Below are 15,843 nucleotides of genomic sequence, written 5' to 3'. Positions count from 1 at the left end.
AATTTTTTGACTTGCTAGCAGCAAACATTAACGATCAAAGAATTAATATGGGTTATGTCTCGGAACAAATTAATCTACTAACTTGCATTTAAATTAATTGGCTTCAGATACCTTTGCTGCATTGCCAAAAGGGGCGCACGCTGCATCTGAACTCCAGCGCCCTGCGCATATACGAGAGCGGCATAATCCACCTTCCAAAGAACCCAGATTCTTACAGCGTTGCAGAAGACTTTCGGTCGTATCGCCGGGTTTTCTTTCGACGATATCCCGGCTACGTTCATCCACTTTAATTTTATCCGAACTCGCCTTACTGTTATCCGATGCGGGCACTGGCAAAGCTTTGTCATGAGCGACGATTGCAGCAATCAGAGCGACATCACTGTCTGCAGCTTGACTAGAAGACCGAGATGATGACTTAACTTTGTCTGATGAAGCGCTCGTTGTAGAAGTTGCTATTTTTTTGGCCTTATCTACCGATTTTGATTTTTCTTGCTTGTCATTCGATGCAAGTATTTTGGTCGATGCAGAGCTCTTCTTTTTCTTTTCATCTGACAAAGCCGATTTATTCTTGGTCGCTGAAACTAATGCCGTGCCAGTAGCTGTGGCTGCCAGCATGCTATCGAGACTATTTGCTTTAGATTGCTCGCCATTGTCATTCACGATCAGCGCGGCCAAGCCAGAGATTTTTCCTGTCTCTTGTTCACTAGCTTGATTTGTCTGCGCAGTAGAGGCGGAATTAGCTAAGGGAGCCGGCTCAGCACTGGCAGCAGGAATATTTTTAGGATTTACAGTGGCGGTCGTTGCAGTGGCAAGTTGATCACTTGGTCGAGCTGCCTGTGTTGGCTCAGTTGAATCGTCAAATATAAAAAAAGCAGCAATACCAGCAATTACGATAGCAACAGCACCAATTCCCAGACTCCAATTGCGACGCTTTTTCGGTCGGGCTACGCTTTGGTTTATACGCCCACTACTTTCAAGTCCAGACAAAATACGGCTACTTTGCACATTGGCGCTATCTGCACTGGTACTAGTTGATAACAAACTAGGCTTTGACGAGCTACTTTTTGCTTCTTCAGGACTGCCCAAAATTAAACTCCTTGTAACAAAATGACAAAATTACCTCGCAATTAGTTATAATTACGGCATTACTAAAAAGTAAATACATGGTAAATTACGTTCTTTCATGATCATAATACCAATTATTTAATTAGCAATGTAATATAAATAAGTAGTAATCCGCAAATAAATGTTGTTATGACAGGGTAATCGTGTTTTTTTTAATCGTTGGTTTGTATTTTTTGCTCGCTTGTTTTGCCGCTTGGTTATTGTTGTTCCCTGCGGGACGCGAAGTATTTGCAGCAACAATAGCGAGCGTCGGGTTGCTGATAGGACAACGATTTTCCAGGCTGGAACAAAATGCAACTGAGAAATCGCTTACTTTGGGAAGCGCAACAAGGACAAAATTTAATCAGGCAATAACAGCGGTAAAGCGGCATTACCTGATTTGCGTCGCCGCCATCTCGATTATTGCAATACCGCCGTTAGTAGCACTGATGCTAAGTCATCAAAATACATTGGACGGATATGAGTCAACTGATCGCGAAGTCAATATGCAAATCGCTGAGTTGCTTAAAGGCGAGCAACTTGTAGCGCCAGCTCCCCTGCCACCGGCAATCTTTTCTACGCAAGAGGTATTGCTGGAAAGACCAATGCTAAGCAGTGCAAGCCGCAATTGGGAGCTTTTGAATAGCGACTTCAAACAGCGCTTGTTAATGGCTTTTAAAATTATGAAGGAAAAACATGGCTACGACATGGCAATCATTGAGGGTTATCGTAGTCCAGAGCGGCAAAATATGCTCGCAAAACTAGGGGCAAATGTGACCAATGCCTCTGCTTTCCAAAGTTATCATCAATATGGTTTGGCGGCGGATTGCGCATTTTTCCGCGATGGGAAATTGGTGATTTCTGAAAAAGATCCCTGGGCAATGAAAGGGTATGAATTATTCGGGGAAGTCGCAGAGTCAGTAGGATTGACTTGGGGTGGGCGTTGGAAAATGATGGATTTTGGACATGCCGAATTACATTTACCTAATGTCCTGAAAAAATAAATTGAAATGGAGAAAATATGTCAAAACCAGTAATTCGCCTGGGTGATAAAACCTCCCATAACGGTGTAGTGATCGAAGCGTCAACGCAAAGTGATAGCGGCGGGATTCCAATTGCAAGGCTTGGTGACAAAGTGTCTTGTCCAATTAAAGGTCACGGGACAACCACTATCGTTAGTGGCGATCAGACATTTATCGTAGATGGAAAACCTGTTGCACGTGATGGTGATAAAACCGGATGCGGTGCAGTATTGATTGCGAGCCAGCAAGCGACCGTTGATCTGATTTAATGAGATTAATTTTTAATATATGTGTATAGGGAACATAGTTTGATGCGTAGCTGGCTTAGTCGTAGTTTAGTGATTATCGGAACCTTTGCGCTGGTGTGGCTGGCAGTGGCCTACTATTGGCGCTCCAGCAATCGCATGCCAAGCTCTTCAGAACTGGCGCTGTATTTTATTGGCATGCCAGTTGGTGCACTCATCGGTATCTGGCTGATCAGTAAATTAATTACGTTTGCAATGGCCAAAACTACAGTCAATCTATCCCCCACTTCTGATGTCACATCTGCTGGCACGGACTCGGCTCAAGATAACAGAATTGATTCCGAGAAAAATTTATCAATCGCGATCATAGCCTCCGCTATCAGGAGTTCATGCGGCAACTCGGCAGAAGAGTTGGCTGAGACCTTAAAGTCTAGTAAAAAAGCTTTTAAGCTTGATCCTGAATTGACCAATTCTGAAGGCTACCCAATACTTTCAGGGCGCATCGCCTCTATTGATGTAATTAATCAAATTACAGCATTTAACGAATGGTCAAGTACACATCAACGCTCGAATAAAGAATGGACTGAAGAGCAATTGCGGGCAATCATTATCGGTAGTGAAGTAGTGATTGAACTTGCGCAAGAATCGACTCAACACACTTTACTTGAAAAATATTTAGCAGCAGCCGAAGGCAAGCGTGATGCAGTTGCGCTACCGACAATGCAACTCATAGCACTATTGCCAGAGAGTTGGTCAACAGAGCAAAGTAATCAGGTAACAGAATGGTTTAGTCATCTGGTGACGCTGCAAGGATGGCCAGTTGAAAAGCTGAGTTTACGTTCAGAACGTCAATCTTCCCCAACCAAAGTACTGGCTACGGTTGATCGACTTATGCTGGATTCTTTCCAGCAATCACATTCATGCTTTAGCCTCATCATTGCCTGTGAGTCGCACATTGGTTCAAATACGGTAGAAAGCTGGGAGAGTGCTGGAAAATTAGTGGATCAGCAAGGAAACAATCTCTTCATCCCAGGAGAAGCTGCAGCAGCATTATTGTTGGGCGACCATCAACAAACACAATTACTTAACCCAGAAATTAGCGCCAAAATAAGCCGGGTTTTACAAAATGTACTAAAAAAATCTGCTGATAATGCTGGCCTTAAGCCTGACGATACGACGATTGAGATAACCCAACAAGCTCTTACAATAAGCGGCGTTACAGCAGAGCAGATAACACTGCTCGCTTCAGACACAGATCTACGCCCCAGCAGAATGATGGAATTAATGGATTTTGGAGCCCAAGCCTTGCCCCATCTGGAGCCAAGCACGCAATACATGAAAATTGCTGCAAGCTGCGGAACCATAGGACCGACCGCAGGCTTACTTTCTCTGGTTTTGGGACACTATGAAGTTATCAATAACTCGGGAATTGCTGTGTGTATCAGTAATAACGACAGTCACAAACGTGCCGTCGCTCTGGTTAGTTCTTTAAAAAATACTATGGCGAATAATGCCGCTTGAGTTTAACTAAAACTTAACACTACTTCTTAACAAGATAGACTTATGATGCAACGAATCTGGCAATTTTTAACGAGTACCCGCACCCTGGTTTTTATTGGTTTTGCGGCACTTGCCGCCTTCTTATTGATAGGTGCAAGCAGCCTTGAAATTGGTGCTATTTGGGTTGGCATTTTATTGGGTATCGCACTGATTGTCTGGTTGCTGGCCATACTCTATCGACGCTGGAAAGCCAAACGAGAGGCTGAGAGCCTCGGTAATATGTTGCAGCAACAAACCAATCAGGCGCAGAACCCAGCTTCCGGTTTAAAAAGCAGCGAGGTCGAGACGATACGTAAGCGCATGCTGGAAGCGATCACCACTATCAAAACATCTAAACTTGGTTTGATGTCTGGATCAGCCGCACTGTATGAACTACCTTGGTACATGATCATCGGCAATCCTGCCGCAGGAAAAAGCACGGCAATTGCTAATTCAGGTTTGCAATTTCCGTTTGCGGATAAAAATGGCAAAGTAGTACAAGGAATCGGCGGCACTCGCAATTGCGATTGGTTTTTTACAACTGACGGCATTATCTTAGATACCGCAGGACGATATGCGGTGCATGAAGAAGATCGCGAAGAGTGGTTTGGCTTTTTATCACTCTTAAAAAAACACCGGAAACTGGCTCCTATTAATGGCATTATTATCGCAGTCAGCATTACAGAACTTACTAATAATCGTCCAGAGTTTGGTATCAATCTCGCAAAGAACTTGCGCCAGCGCGTGCAAGAGCTCACTGAAAAATTGGAAGTATTTGCACCGGTCTATATTGTTTTTACTAAAGCAGATTTAATCGCTGGCTTTAGTGAGTTTTTTCTGGATACGGAGCGTAGTGAAAAAGACCGTGTCTGGGGTGCAACGCTACCTTACAGTCAAAAAAATACGAATCAGGATGTACTCAACTTTTTTGATGAAAGTTTTGATGAGTTGTATGATGGCTTAAAACAAATGAGCCTGGCAAATATGTCGATGAATCGTGGCGATAGAATGCCACCAGGGGTCTTTACCTTCCCTATCGAATTTTCATCAATCAAAAATCCGTTACGAGCGTTCATCGCCACTCTTTTTGAAGAAAATCCATTTCAGTTTAAACCGGTATTCCGTGGCTTTTATTTGACAAGCGCATTGCAAGAAGGAAGCGCAGTCAGCGCCTCATCAGAGCGTATTGCAGACCGCTTTAACCTCAAAGTTGTACGTCCTCAAAAAATCGAAATCACTTCACAACACGGATTTTTCTTATTAGATTTATTCCGTAAAGTGATTTTTGCCGATAAAAATCTCGTTGCGCAATACGCTAGCAGAACAAAAACTCGTCTTCGCTATGCAGCATTTTTTGCCGCTACAGCGCTGGTCGGACTATCTCTTGCCGCATGGAGTTGGTCTTATGTGGCTAATCGTCAATTGACTATGAACGTGCAGGCAGATCTGGATAAGGCGATCAAATTACAAGACAAAAAACTCGATCTGCAATCTCGGTTTGAAGCCCTAGAAGTGCTGCAGGAGCGAATTGAGCAGCTGACAAAATATCGCACCGATCGGCCTTTATCTTTGGGATTTGGGCTATATCAAGGTGATCTCCTTGAGAGGAAATTGAGAGAAGAATATTTCTCTGGGATTAAAGAGGTCATGCTGCAACCCGTTGGTTCTAATTTAGAAGCGTTCCTGACCGAAATGAATGCATCTAATGACAAATTAGAACCAATGACCAAAACTCCGCAGTCCGGTGCTGTTTCCAGCTCTGCGACTACTGCAACTGGAGTAGCGGGAGCCACTGCCATCGCGGCAACCCCGGCAAATAGTCTTGCTCATCCATATAAGGATGCATCACCTACCAACGTAGAAGATGCCTATAACGCCCTTAAGACATACTTAATGCTTAGTGATCGATCGCACGCGGAGCCTGGTCATCTGAATGACCAACTGACGCGTTTCTGGCGATCATGGTTAGAAAGTAACCGCGGCACGATGAGCAAAGACGAGATGATCCGTAGCGCTGAACGTGTAATTAGTTTTTACTTAGCGCAGATCAATGATCCGTCATGGCCAACGATCGATAATAAGCTTTCGCTGGTTGATCAATCGCGCGAAAATTTACGTCGTGTCGTACGAGGTATGCCTGCCAGAGATCGTGTCTATGCTGACGTAAAAGCTCGTGCCTCAACTCGCTTTCCAGCGGTAACTGTCGCTCGTATCGTTGGTGATCAAGACAAAGAATTGATTGTCGGTAGTTATGCGATTCCAGGAACTTTTACGAGGGAAGCATGGAGTAAATTTATTTCTGAAGCATTTAAAGATGCCGCAAATAAAGAACTGCAAAGTGCGGATTGGGTGCTTAAAACATCAGCAAAAGACGATTTAACGTTAGAAGGTAGCCCAGAGCAAATTCAAAAAGCGCTGGTCAACCAATATAAAACTGAATATGCCAAAGAATGGCAAAAATTTATGCAGGGCGTGACAGTTGCCGATCTCAATGGATTCGATGCGGCAGTCAATGCAATGAATCGCTTGGGTGATCCGCAATCCTCGCCTATCAATAAATTAATTACGACTGTCTATAACGAAACTTCTTGGGATAATCCATCCTTGGTTGATGAGGGAATACAGCGTGCGCAGCGTGGTTTTATTGGCTGGTTTAAAGAAACAATTCTTCGTCAAAAGCCATCGCAAATGAATATCAATCTGGATATCAACGCACCTAAATCGGATATTCCAATGGGGCCAATTGGTAAAGAGTTTTCAGGCATAGCTAAACTGGTCGTGGTCAAAGATAAAGATGCCTCTTTAATGCGCGGCTATATGGATAATCTATCCAAATTGCGCAGTCGCTTTAACCAGTTAAAAAATCAAGGTGATACCGGACCAGGTGCCAAACAGTTAATGCAACAGACGCTGGATGGTAACGGCTCAGAGTTGGCAGACACGCTGAAGTATGTGGATGAACAAATGCTGATCGGTATGACCGACACGCAAAAGCAAACTTTACGTCCGCTGCTAGTACGACCACTAATGCAAACCTTTGTCGTGATCATCAAACCGACCGAAGCCGAGATGAATAAAATCTGGCTAGCTCAGGTATATGAGCCATTCCAAAAGACATTATCGAATAAATACCCATTTGCGACAGACTCCAAAGTTGAAGCCAGCGCTCCTGAAATCGGTCAAATATTTGGCAGTGAAGGTGCCATCGCAAAATTCGTTAATGCATCAATGGGACCATTGGTTGTGCGTCGTGGCGATACACTTTCTGCCAGAACTTGGGCCAACATGGGAATTACCGTATCTCCCGCTGTGTCGAATAATTTTGCAAGTTGGGTCGCACCACTGAGTGCAGGAGGAGTACCTACAGCAAACGGTAACGAGGGTCAATGGGTATTTCAGATTCTACCGATGGCAGCGCCGGGAACCACTGAATACACAGTAGAAATTGATGGTCAGCAGTTGCGATATAGGAATACTCAGGCGCAATGGACTAATTTGGTCTGGCCAAACGCGCAAGGCACGCCGGGTGCGCGTATTACGGCAACAAGCTTTGATGGCAAAGTCATCGAAATTGTGAATTTCCCGGGTAAATTTGGTTTCAAACGTTTGATTGATTCCGCGGTCAATAAGAAAAAAGACGGCGGAATATTTGAACTCAGCTGGGCTAACGGCAATGTCAATGTGGCGGTTGACCTCAAAATTATCAGTAAGCCAGATGCATCCGCAGACAGCAGTAATCCGCAGGCGAAAGGCTTCCGAGGGATGAAGCTACCTGATACGGTGCTTGGTGGACCAGTTGCCCCTGTAGAGCCTGTCGCAGGTGCTGCTAATGGGACGACAACAGAGGTGGGCGCAACGCCTGTAGCTGCGGGAGTAAGCAAATGAGTAATACGACGACACAAACAAAAGTAGGCTATTTTGGAAAAATTCCAAGCCGGGGCGATTTTATTAAGGCAGCAGATAATATACCGCTAATCGATGTACTGGATGACTGGTTAGCGCAAACAATGACTCTGCTGTCTGCAGATCCTCGCTGGAAAATTGGCTACGATGAGGCAAAGCCATTGGATTTTGCCTTTATCGGACCACGCAAAAAACGGGCAATCGCAGGACATATCATCGCCAGTAGTGATATGGCACAAAGACGTTTCCCGTTTTTGACGATGAGTGCGATGGAAATCGAAGACCCTGCTGAATTTGTCAGCTCCAGTCCGGTTATTTTGTCTCGACTATGGAATCGGCTAACAGCTCAGGGCATCAGCATCGTGACCGCTCCTGACCCCGTGATACCGCTGCAAAATCTCTCCTCGACCAGAGTTGATCTGGAACTTCGCAGTAATGCCTATGAGGCTGCATTCTCTGATTTTCTTGAGATGCAGACCTTAGGGGCTTTAGACAATATGCTGCAACTCAGCGGTTTTAAAGGAAATGTCCGTCAACTACTGTTAGCACTGGGCTTGCTGTTACAACCAGTCATGACTAGCAATACAACCCGACTGGAAAAAAGTCTGGTATTACCGTTGCCAAAAGATGCCATGTATCGGTATATGGTTGCCGCATTCTGGATGCATATCATCACCCCGTTTTTATTGCGGGCAGATTTTGAGCTAGCGTTATTTTTTGCTCAATTGCAAAAACATCCTGCGATGATATTAGGATTTAGCGGCGCCTCGGCACGTACTTTGCACGCCATACTCGATCCTCAAATCGGTGAAGAGCACCATATCGCGTTTGATGATACCCAGTGGGTAGAAGATCAGGTCAACGCTGACTTTGGTTTAAAGAAGTTTTCCAGTTATCTGGTTCAACCTGATCTGTCTCTCAAATCGGCCCTCGATTCATTTCGCTCAACTTTTATTGGAACTTAACGCTATGCGTTATCTGTACATCGTCTTATTGCTTTTATCGAATGTCGCCTTGGCTCAACAACCGACGCAACCGCTGGGACAGCAAGCAGCGCCTGCTGTCGCCACACCAAAGCCAGGACAAATACTGGTCAGTGGCACTGTCCCTGACGAAACCACCAAGGCTGGCATATTGGCTCGCGTACGCGAGTTGTATGGTGCAGAGAATGTGGTTGATCAAATTGCGATCGGACCTGTCGTATTACCTGCTAACTGGAATACTTACGTACAAAAACTCATCAATCCGAATTTAAAAATGATCAGCCGCGGCCAGCTCAAAATTGATGGTAGTTCCGTAAGCGTCAAAGGTGAGGTCTCGAACGAAGCCCAACGTCAACAAATTGCCAGTAATATTGCTACTAGCCTAAATCCTACTTACACTGTTAACAATGGTCTTCGGGTTTCTGCGTCGGAACAAAATGTGCTAGACGCCGCGCTTGGTAATCGCATCATTGAGTTCGAAGTTGGAAAAGCGACACTGACACCAGTTGGCAAATCGATTCTGGATGAGCTTGCCGTACCTTTGTTAAAACTTAAAGATAAAAAAGTGGAAGTAATCGGACACACTGACAATCAAGGCTTAAGAGCAAGTAATATCGCCTTGAGTAGCGCACGGGCAGAAGCAGTTAAAACTTACCTGACGTCAAAAGGTATCGCCGGAGAATTGATCAGTACCTCCGGGCAAGGCCCTGACCGCCCGGTCGCAAGTAATGACACACCTGATGGTAAAGCACGAAATCGGCGTATCGAATTCCGCATCGCTCAGTAGCAAATAAAAAAGCAGGAGAACATTCTCCTGCTTTTTTTAACGATGCTTTATTTTACAAAATTCCAATTAGGAGTTTTGATGGAATTTTGTAAAAAGTAGCGACTATATTTTTTGTTGTATTGCAGGAGTAAAGCTGTGCGAGGTTGATTCAACCCCACACTAACCAACCAGTCTTCCGGGTTGATTTAATTGCTTACCCCTTATTATCCGCTTGTGAATTCAAACCCAATAACTCCTCCACATGAGAAAGCGATGCAGCATCTTTGATGACTGTGCTTAACCATGTATGCAAAGGCATATCACCCCAGTGTGCCGCTTTATCTGCAAGATAAGCAACCGGACTATGCGGTTCAGTGCGCCTGAAAAAATCAGCTACTGCACGTAGTTGCGCTAATGCTTGCGCCCTGGTCTGTATCGCTCCATTCATAGCAAGAACGGACGATGATGGCACTGACTGTGAGGTTTCATTGTTCACTTCAGTATCTTCCTGATGAGATGGCGCAGTACCGGTCTGTACTCCAGACTCTTGCGCAAAACGAGTGATCAACTTTAAAGCAGTTTCCAGTACTTCTCTGGCAGCAGAGAACCCCGGACCATCTACGCCCAATCTGGCATCGATTGATTGCTCCAACTGCTGTAATGCGGGTAAAGTCCGCTGGGCATCTGAGAGTAATTTCTCATAAAATGCTCTTGAGCTTTTACGTCTGGCACTTTCCATATCTGCCAATTTCGGTCCCTCCTCCGGACGACCACCTTCCATCGCAATTTTTTCTGCATTGGCTGCACGCGCACGTGCTGCCTCAAAGTCAACAATAGAATAGGCAGTATCACGGCCTTCGGTAATTGGAATTTCTCTTACTAATTGCGTTGAACGAGACAATATCCAAGACAAATTGCCGATACGTTGTTCCTGATCTCCCTCATCTGGAACCGGATACATGCCTTCCCAATATTGATCAAACAAACCAGCGACTAATAAATACCCGTCGGCCAGACCAGCAAAGTGATGAATTTTGGTACTTGCCTCCGTCAGCCAAACAGCTAGTCGTAAATCTTTACTCTTTGTTTCGATTAAAGCAGCGCAATTCTTGACAACGAAGGGCCAGTCCGCCGTTTTAATCTCTGTCAACCACTCGCCCTGATCGAGAGACGAATCCTCAAAGCGTCGGGCCTCCATGATCGCATCGAGTTCGCGGGAAAATGATAAATCCTCCCCAACGGTTGTCGGGCCGCTAATCGGTTGCAATAATTTTTTAACGTCAAACATAATGTATGTAATCCCGTAAAGTGTTTTTACGCCGACAATCAACGCCAGCCGTGAGTTAATCAAGTTTCAGTTTAATAATGCCCAACAGATATTGACGAAGTTGGCAATGGGTTTCATCGGCGTTTAGCAAGCCAATCTCTGGCAAGTGCCTGTGCTGTTTCTAGTTGTGCTCGGCTCATCATGGTCTCAGCCAGTTGTCGATTTTTCAGAGCATCTTTATCGCCAGCAGTCGCAGCCAGGTTAAACCACATGTGTGCCTGCACGATATCGGTTGAAATCCCCAATCCGTTTGCATACATCCAGCCCAAATTATATTGCGCCTCTGGGTAGCCCTGATCTGCCGCTTTTCTATACAAAGAAACCGCCGCGGGAGGATCGGCGATGACGCCTCTGCCTTTGGCATAGATCGATGCCAGATTGCAGGTCGCTGCAAGATGCCCCTGCTCTGCTGCTTTTTTAAGCCAGTTCAATGTCGCAGCAAAATTACGCGGAACCACTTCACCTTTATCGTACAGGTTTGCGATTTGAAATTGTGATTCGGCATCTCCCTGTTCAGCCGCTTTCATATACCAGCCCGCCGCTTGAGATTCATCTTTGGATATCCCTTGACCTGTACTGAATAACTTCGCCAATCTGATCTGAGATTTTAAGTCACCTTGGTTCCCTGCTCTGACATACCATTCGACGGCAACGGGTATATTTTGTGTGATACCTGATCCTGTTTCTAACGCAGAGGCAAGCAAAAATTGCGCTTCTGACAGACCAGATTCTGCTGCTTTCCGGTACCAGATCGTAGCTAGCCTACTGTCTTTAGAAACACCTTTACCACTAGCATAAAATTTCCCTAGCTCTAACTCAGCCTGACCATGCTGCCGCTCTGCCGCTTTCCGCATCCATAAAACGGCGGCACTATCGTCATGAACCGGACTAGGATTGGCTGAATATAGCTTAGCCAGTTCAAACTGTGCATCCGCATGCCCCTGCAATGATGCTTTACGAAGCCATAAGACTGCTGCTTTGATATCTGTAGATGTACCACGTGCGGAGTAGCGTGAACCCAACTTAAACTGGGCATCTACATTTCCCTTATCCGCTGCTTTTGTGTACCAGACCATCGCTTGCTTATTGTCTTGAACAACACCAACGCCCTTTTCGTAAAGCTCACCTAAAAAAAACTGCGACTCTGCGTCTCCGCCCTCAGCAAGTGGCTTGATTTGCGTCAGTGCTGAAGCGAAATCTCCTTGCGCATAAGCAGTCCGCGCCTCTTTTATACCAGACCATGCACTGGCACTAAGGCAAGCAAATCCAATAGCACAACTCAATTGAAACAAGAATTTCTTCATAAATTTGGGAGGTACTTTTTTTGCAGCGATCATCATTTGCGTAGTGTAATCTGATTCGTGCCTTTTTGATATTTTATTACTAAATAATACATATCTCCTGAAGTATCACACCATGCCAGGCCACACCCGATCAAACTTCAAGGTAAATAAATACAATGTAGAGCTTTGCTCAGGCTTTACACCAATATAAAGTCATCTAAAAATCGCTGTCTAAATCTACTTCGTTTTCTAGCTTAATGCGATACGCAGACTTCAATTGTTTTTGTTGAGCCTCGAATTATTAAATCATTTTATATTCTTTCAAATAGATACTATGGATGAGTATATTTTATTGTCCATATATTTATTGGGCAATCAGCCATATTATCAATATTTTATGGGGAGTATATGCGTACTAAGCCATATCAATCCTACTCTGACTAGAGATTTTATTAGAACTTTAGGGCAGCTATCAATACTCCGTCACAGACCAGAATATTACTAGCACCAAGCTTAAACACCGAAATAATGATCAAAAAAATGCGCAGGTTTTAGGCTGCGCATTTGGTACTTAGACTTGGGTGCGTTGACCTAAATCAACTTCCTAGAAACGGTGACGGATACCTAACATGACAGTCTTTCCATTTTCGAGGCCGGTGTACTGGTCTACCAGAAATACCGCATAGAGATCAGTGCGTCGAGAAATAAAATGATCGTACACAATAGAGGTGGTATTGCGGGTCGGATTAACTCCAGATGTAACGGTGCCGGCTGGAAGTGTTGCGACTGGTGTAGGAGAATACGCGGACACGCCAGTTGCTGGCAATGTGATCGACGTATGTCCCCAAGATACTAACAATTTCCCCTCTGCATTGATCGGTATTGCAGCACCTAGCTGACTGGTATTAAACCGGCGGTCAGAATTGGCTGTAGTAAATTCCTGCTTAGTCTGGGCGAATTGTGCATACAGTTTGGCAATGCCCAAATCATAAAAAGCCCCAAGCATCAAGGATTGCTGCTTGTCTTCGGTGGCGAGTGCCAGTGGAATTTTGGTCTGTTCCAGCGCAATGCTCAGACCAAGCGGCCCTTTGATGTAATTCATATTTGCACTAATGCGATTTTTGCTATTGTTGCCTGCTACTTCTCCAAAACTGTACTGAAACGAGCCTTTCAAACCAGATAAATCGGGAGTGCTATATTGCACGGCATTGGAGGCACCGCTGTCCGGCGTATTGAGCGGCGGTGCCAATAAGGGATTTTGCCCGCCAGTGTAGGTATGCAAAAATATAGGTGCAAAAGCGGAAGAATCTCCCATTGGATTGAATATGATCATCGACATGAAATAAGGGGTGCTATTGCGTCCCAGGCGAACTTCGCCAAACGTGCCGTTCAAAGTTACCACGGCACGGCGCGAAAAAAGCGTGTCGTCTGCGACATTAGGTATTCCTGAAAAGCGTCCGCTCTGCCCTGTGTCATTACGGACGAAAGCGGACAAATCAAAACCTGCCCTCAAACCACCACCCAAATCCTCAGTACCTGAAAAACTCAAGTACGATGTGCTCATGCCACCGCTGTTCATGGCGGCTGTACTTTTTTGACCCGCATATTGTGTGATGCCAGTATTCGCATCAATTAATCCGCTCACGGTAACGCTCGATTGTGCATATGCAGAACCCGAAAACAGTGCTGCAAGTAATGTGATGAGTGTCGTTTTTTTCATGTTTGTCTCCGTCTTATTTATAATTGGTAAATCAATAAAATCATTGTTCTAATGCACATTCCTCCGTCACTACTTGAGTAAAACTCTATTTTTTGCGGCAAAATCCCCGGCTTCATTTAATGAAGCCAATTGATTTTTGGGGAAAGAAATTTTCTGGGGTGGGCGGTATAAAAATATCCGCCCTATTTTTTAACCGGTCGTCACCAAGACTGGTTTGGCCGGGACTGATGACATCAAATTATTGTCAAAAATAGCGACTGCGCGCGTCCAGCCAGCCGAGGCACCGCGTATCTTTACCGGGAAGCAGGAAACCATAAATCCGCTGGCGGGAAGTGCGGCCAGATTGCCTAATTTCTCCAGATGACAATATCCAATTAGTCGCCCTGCCTTGTGCCCTTCCCAGATCAGACTGGCATCACCAGTCTCTGCAAATTTTTTAGCAGTGTGAGCAAACGGTGCATCCCAACTCCATGCATCGGTACCGGTCAGACGCACGCCGCGCTCCAACAAATACATGGTTGCCTCAAAGCCCATCCCGCATCCAGAACGCACATAATCTGGCTGTCCATAACGTGCACCGGCAGCGGTGTTGACCAGAACAATGTCCAATGGTTTTAAGCTATGTCCAATACGTGTAAGTTCATCCTCAACATCTTGGGCAGTGACTACATAACCATCTTGAAAGTGACGAAAATCTAATTTAATACCGGGTTGAAAACACCAGTTGAGGTCAACTTCATCGATCGATAAGGCACGTTCCCCCTCATTCATCGTGGAATGAAAATGATATGGTGCATCGAGATGCGTACCATTATGAGTATTGAGCTGTACATCCTCCACGGCCCAGGCTTCACCATCAGGTAAATCTTCTTTTTTAAGACCTGGGAAGAAGGGAGAAATTTGCTCAAAACTCATCTCATGATTGGTGTAATTAATCTTAGGCCCCAGACCTGGCGGATCAGAAATCACATCATTTTCCAGATGAATCGAAATGTCTACAAAGTGACGAATGGGTGCTGTAATACTATTCAAGATGTTCTCCCAAAATAATTGATAAATTTGATTTATAAAATTAGTTGATTGATTTTTTGCCTGCTTGTCATTGCATCAGGCTTTATCTTTTCCAGATCAACAGGCGTTGTTCAAGCAAATACAAGAGAAAATTACTTCCTAGTCCAATGCCACCCAGTAGCAATACTCCTGCAAACAAATCTGCCGCCCGGAACGAGCGTGCAGCCAACAAAATAGCTGTGCCCAAGCCACTTTGCGATGTCAACATTTCACCGACAACTGCGAGGATGAGTGAAATGGTTAGTGATATCCGCATACCCGCTAGTGCATCAACTAATGCGTTCGGTAAGCCAATCTTGACAATAAAAGCGAAGCGAGACAGGCCAAGCACTCTGGATACCTCGTTTAATCTTGGCTCGATACTTGCGAACCCATGTATCGTCCCCAATAACACTGGCCAGATCGCGCCGAAGGTGATGACGAATAAGACCATGGCAGGTGATAAACCAAACAATGCGATTGCCACCGGCACCAGAGCAGAGGCCGGCAGTGGTCGAATAAACTCAAACGAGGGTTGCAACCATGCGCGCATCGTTGCAGAAACACCGATCAAGGTACCGAGCACAATGCCGAACACAGAAGCTAATAACCAACCGTAAAACATCCTCGTCACGGTGCCACGTGTCAGTTCTGGTAAATCACCATTGATCCAGGCATCTTGTAGCGACAAAAATGTGGCTGTCAAACAGCGTGCAATACTTACCAGATTAGGGGTGGAAACAGCGTCCAAAAGTTTCCACCCTAGTGTGTCACCATCCGGTGTTTTAGCCGGGGGTATCTGGAGTGATTTATATGGACATCATTTACGAAATAAGAAGACGTCATTCAGTACAGAAACAATCGATTTCTGCCATTGCGAGAGAAATGGGACTCTCCCGGC

12 protein-coding genes are annotated in these 15,843 nt (G+C 45.1%); 6 read left to right on the top strand and 6 right to left on the bottom strand.

Going from position 1 to position 15,843, the window contains the following annotated elements; all coding sequences use genetic code 11:
* Nucleotides 1-93 precede the first annotated feature (93 nt).
* Nucleotides 94-1,086: a hypothetical protein gene (locus tag AAKU64_RS16910; protein WP_354332401.1), complete on the bottom strand. Its 993-nt coding sequence runs from the start codon at nt 1,084-1,086 to the stop codon at nt 94-96.
* 182 nt (nt 1,087-1,268) lie between these two features.
* Here AAKU64_RS16910 and AAKU64_RS16905 point away from each other — a divergent pair, with 182 nt between their 5' ends.
* Genes AAKU64_RS16905 through AAKU64_RS16880 form a run of 6 tightly spaced genes read left to right on the top strand, consistent with a single transcriptional unit; the run spans nt 1,269 to nt 9,583 of the window.
* Nucleotides 1,269-2,108: a M15 family metallopeptidase gene (locus AAKU64_RS16905; RefSeq protein WP_354332403.1), complete on the top strand. Its 840-nt coding sequence runs from the start codon at nt 1,269-1,271 to the stop codon at nt 2,106-2,108.
* A 17-nt stretch (nt 2,109-2,125) separates the two neighbouring features.
* Entirely contained in the window at nt 2,126-2,395 is a 270-nt protein-coding gene (locus AAKU64_RS16900) for a PAAR domain-containing protein (RefSeq protein WP_354332405.1), read from the top strand.
* A gap of 42 nt (nt 2,396-2,437) precedes the next feature.
* On the top strand, nt 2,438-3,892 hold the full coding sequence (locus AAKU64_RS16895) for a hypothetical protein (RefSeq protein ID WP_354332407.1): 1,455 nt from the start codon (nt 2,438-2,440) through the stop codon (nt 3,890-3,892).
* A 45-nt stretch (nt 3,893-3,937) separates the two neighbouring features.
* Nucleotides 3,938-7,795: a type VI secretion system membrane subunit TssM gene (gene tssM, locus AAKU64_RS16890; protein WP_354332477.1), complete on the top strand. Its 3,858-nt coding sequence runs from the start codon at nt 3,938-3,940 to the stop codon at nt 7,793-7,795.
* The gene (gene tagF, locus AAKU64_RS16885; protein WP_354332409.1) at nt 7,792-8,778 is read left to right on the top strand and encodes a type VI secretion system-associated protein TagF; all 987 of its coding nucleotides are present in this window, start codon (nt 7,792-7,794) and stop codon (nt 8,776-8,778) included. Before tssM ends, tagF begins: the two co-directional genes overlap by 4 nt.
* A 4-nt stretch (nt 8,779-8,782) precedes the next feature.
* Nucleotides 8,783-9,583 (top strand): OmpA family protein, encoded by an 801-nt coding sequence (locus AAKU64_RS16880; protein WP_354332411.1) that lies wholly within the window; start codon nt 8,783-8,785, stop codon nt 9,581-9,583.
* Between the two features lie 193 nt (nt 9,584-9,776).
* On the opposite strand, the gene tssA is transcribed toward AAKU64_RS16880, so the two are convergent.
* From tssA to AAKU64_RS16855, 5 genes are all read right to left on the bottom strand, one after another.
* Nucleotides 9,777-10,850, bottom strand: coding sequence for a type VI secretion system protein TssA (gene tssA, locus AAKU64_RS16875; protein WP_354332413.1), 1,074 nt, complete (start codon nt 10,848-10,850; stop codon nt 9,777-9,779).
* Between the two features lie 113 nt (nt 10,851-10,963).
* Entirely contained in the window at nt 10,964-12,229 is a 1,266-nt protein-coding gene (locus AAKU64_RS16870) for a tetratricopeptide repeat protein (RefSeq protein WP_354362504.1), read from the bottom strand.
* A 547-nt stretch (nt 12,230-12,776) separates the two neighbouring features.
* On the bottom strand, nt 12,777-13,892 hold the full coding sequence (locus AAKU64_RS16865; RefSeq protein WP_354332417.1) for a porin: 1,116 nt from the start codon (nt 13,890-13,892) through the stop codon (nt 12,777-12,779).
* 189 nt (nt 13,893-14,081) lie between these two features.
* Complete coding sequence (locus tag AAKU64_RS16860) at nt 14,082-14,924, bottom strand: cyclase family protein (protein ID WP_354332419.1); 843 nt, start codon at nt 14,922-14,924, stop codon at nt 14,082-14,084.
* 82 nt (nt 14,925-15,006) lie between these two features.
* Nucleotides 15,007-15,693 (bottom strand): ABC transporter permease, encoded by a 687-nt coding sequence (locus AAKU64_RS16855; RefSeq protein ID WP_354362503.1) that lies wholly within the window; start codon nt 15,691-15,693, stop codon nt 15,007-15,009.
* Nucleotides 15,694-15,843 lie beyond the last annotated feature (150 nt).

Source organism: Undibacterium sp. GrIS 1.8, from assembly GCF_040544445.1.
Classification (GTDB): domain Bacteria; phylum Pseudomonadota; class Gammaproteobacteria; order Burkholderiales; family Burkholderiaceae_D; genus Undibacterium.
This window is presented reverse-complemented; position numbering and strand designations above follow the sequence as displayed.

Excerpts from the sequence above, each read along its gene's own strand:
- AAKU64_RS16900 (WP_354332405.1), top strand. The coding sequence starts at position 2,126 with ATGTCAAAACCAGTAATTCGCCTGGGTGATAAAACCTCCCATAACGGT.
- tssM (WP_354332477.1), top strand. The coding sequence starts at position 3,938 with ATGCAACGAATCTGGCAATTTTTAACGAGTACCCGCACCCTGGTTTTT.
- AAKU64_RS16895 (WP_354332407.1), top strand. The coding sequence starts at position 2,438 with ATGCGTAGCTGGCTTAGTCGTAGTTTAGTGATTATCGGAACCTTTGCG.
- AAKU64_RS16865 (WP_354332417.1), bottom strand. The coding sequence starts at position 13,892 with ATGAAAAAAACGACACTCATCACATTACTTGCAGCACTGTTTTCGGGT.
- AAKU64_RS16880 (WP_354332411.1), top strand. The coding sequence starts at position 8,783 with ATGCGTTATCTGTACATCGTCTTATTGCTTTTATCGAATGTCGCCTTG.
- tssA (WP_354332413.1), bottom strand. The coding sequence starts at position 10,850 with ATGTTTGACGTTAAAAAATTATTGCAACCGATTAGCGGCCCGACAACC.
- tagF (WP_354332409.1), top strand. The coding sequence starts at position 7,792 with ATGAGTAATACGACGACACAAACAAAAGTAGGCTATTTTGGAAAAATT.
- AAKU64_RS16870 (WP_354362504.1), bottom strand. The coding sequence starts at position 12,229 with ATGATGATCGCTGCAAAAAAAGTACCTCCCAAATTTATGAAGAAATTC.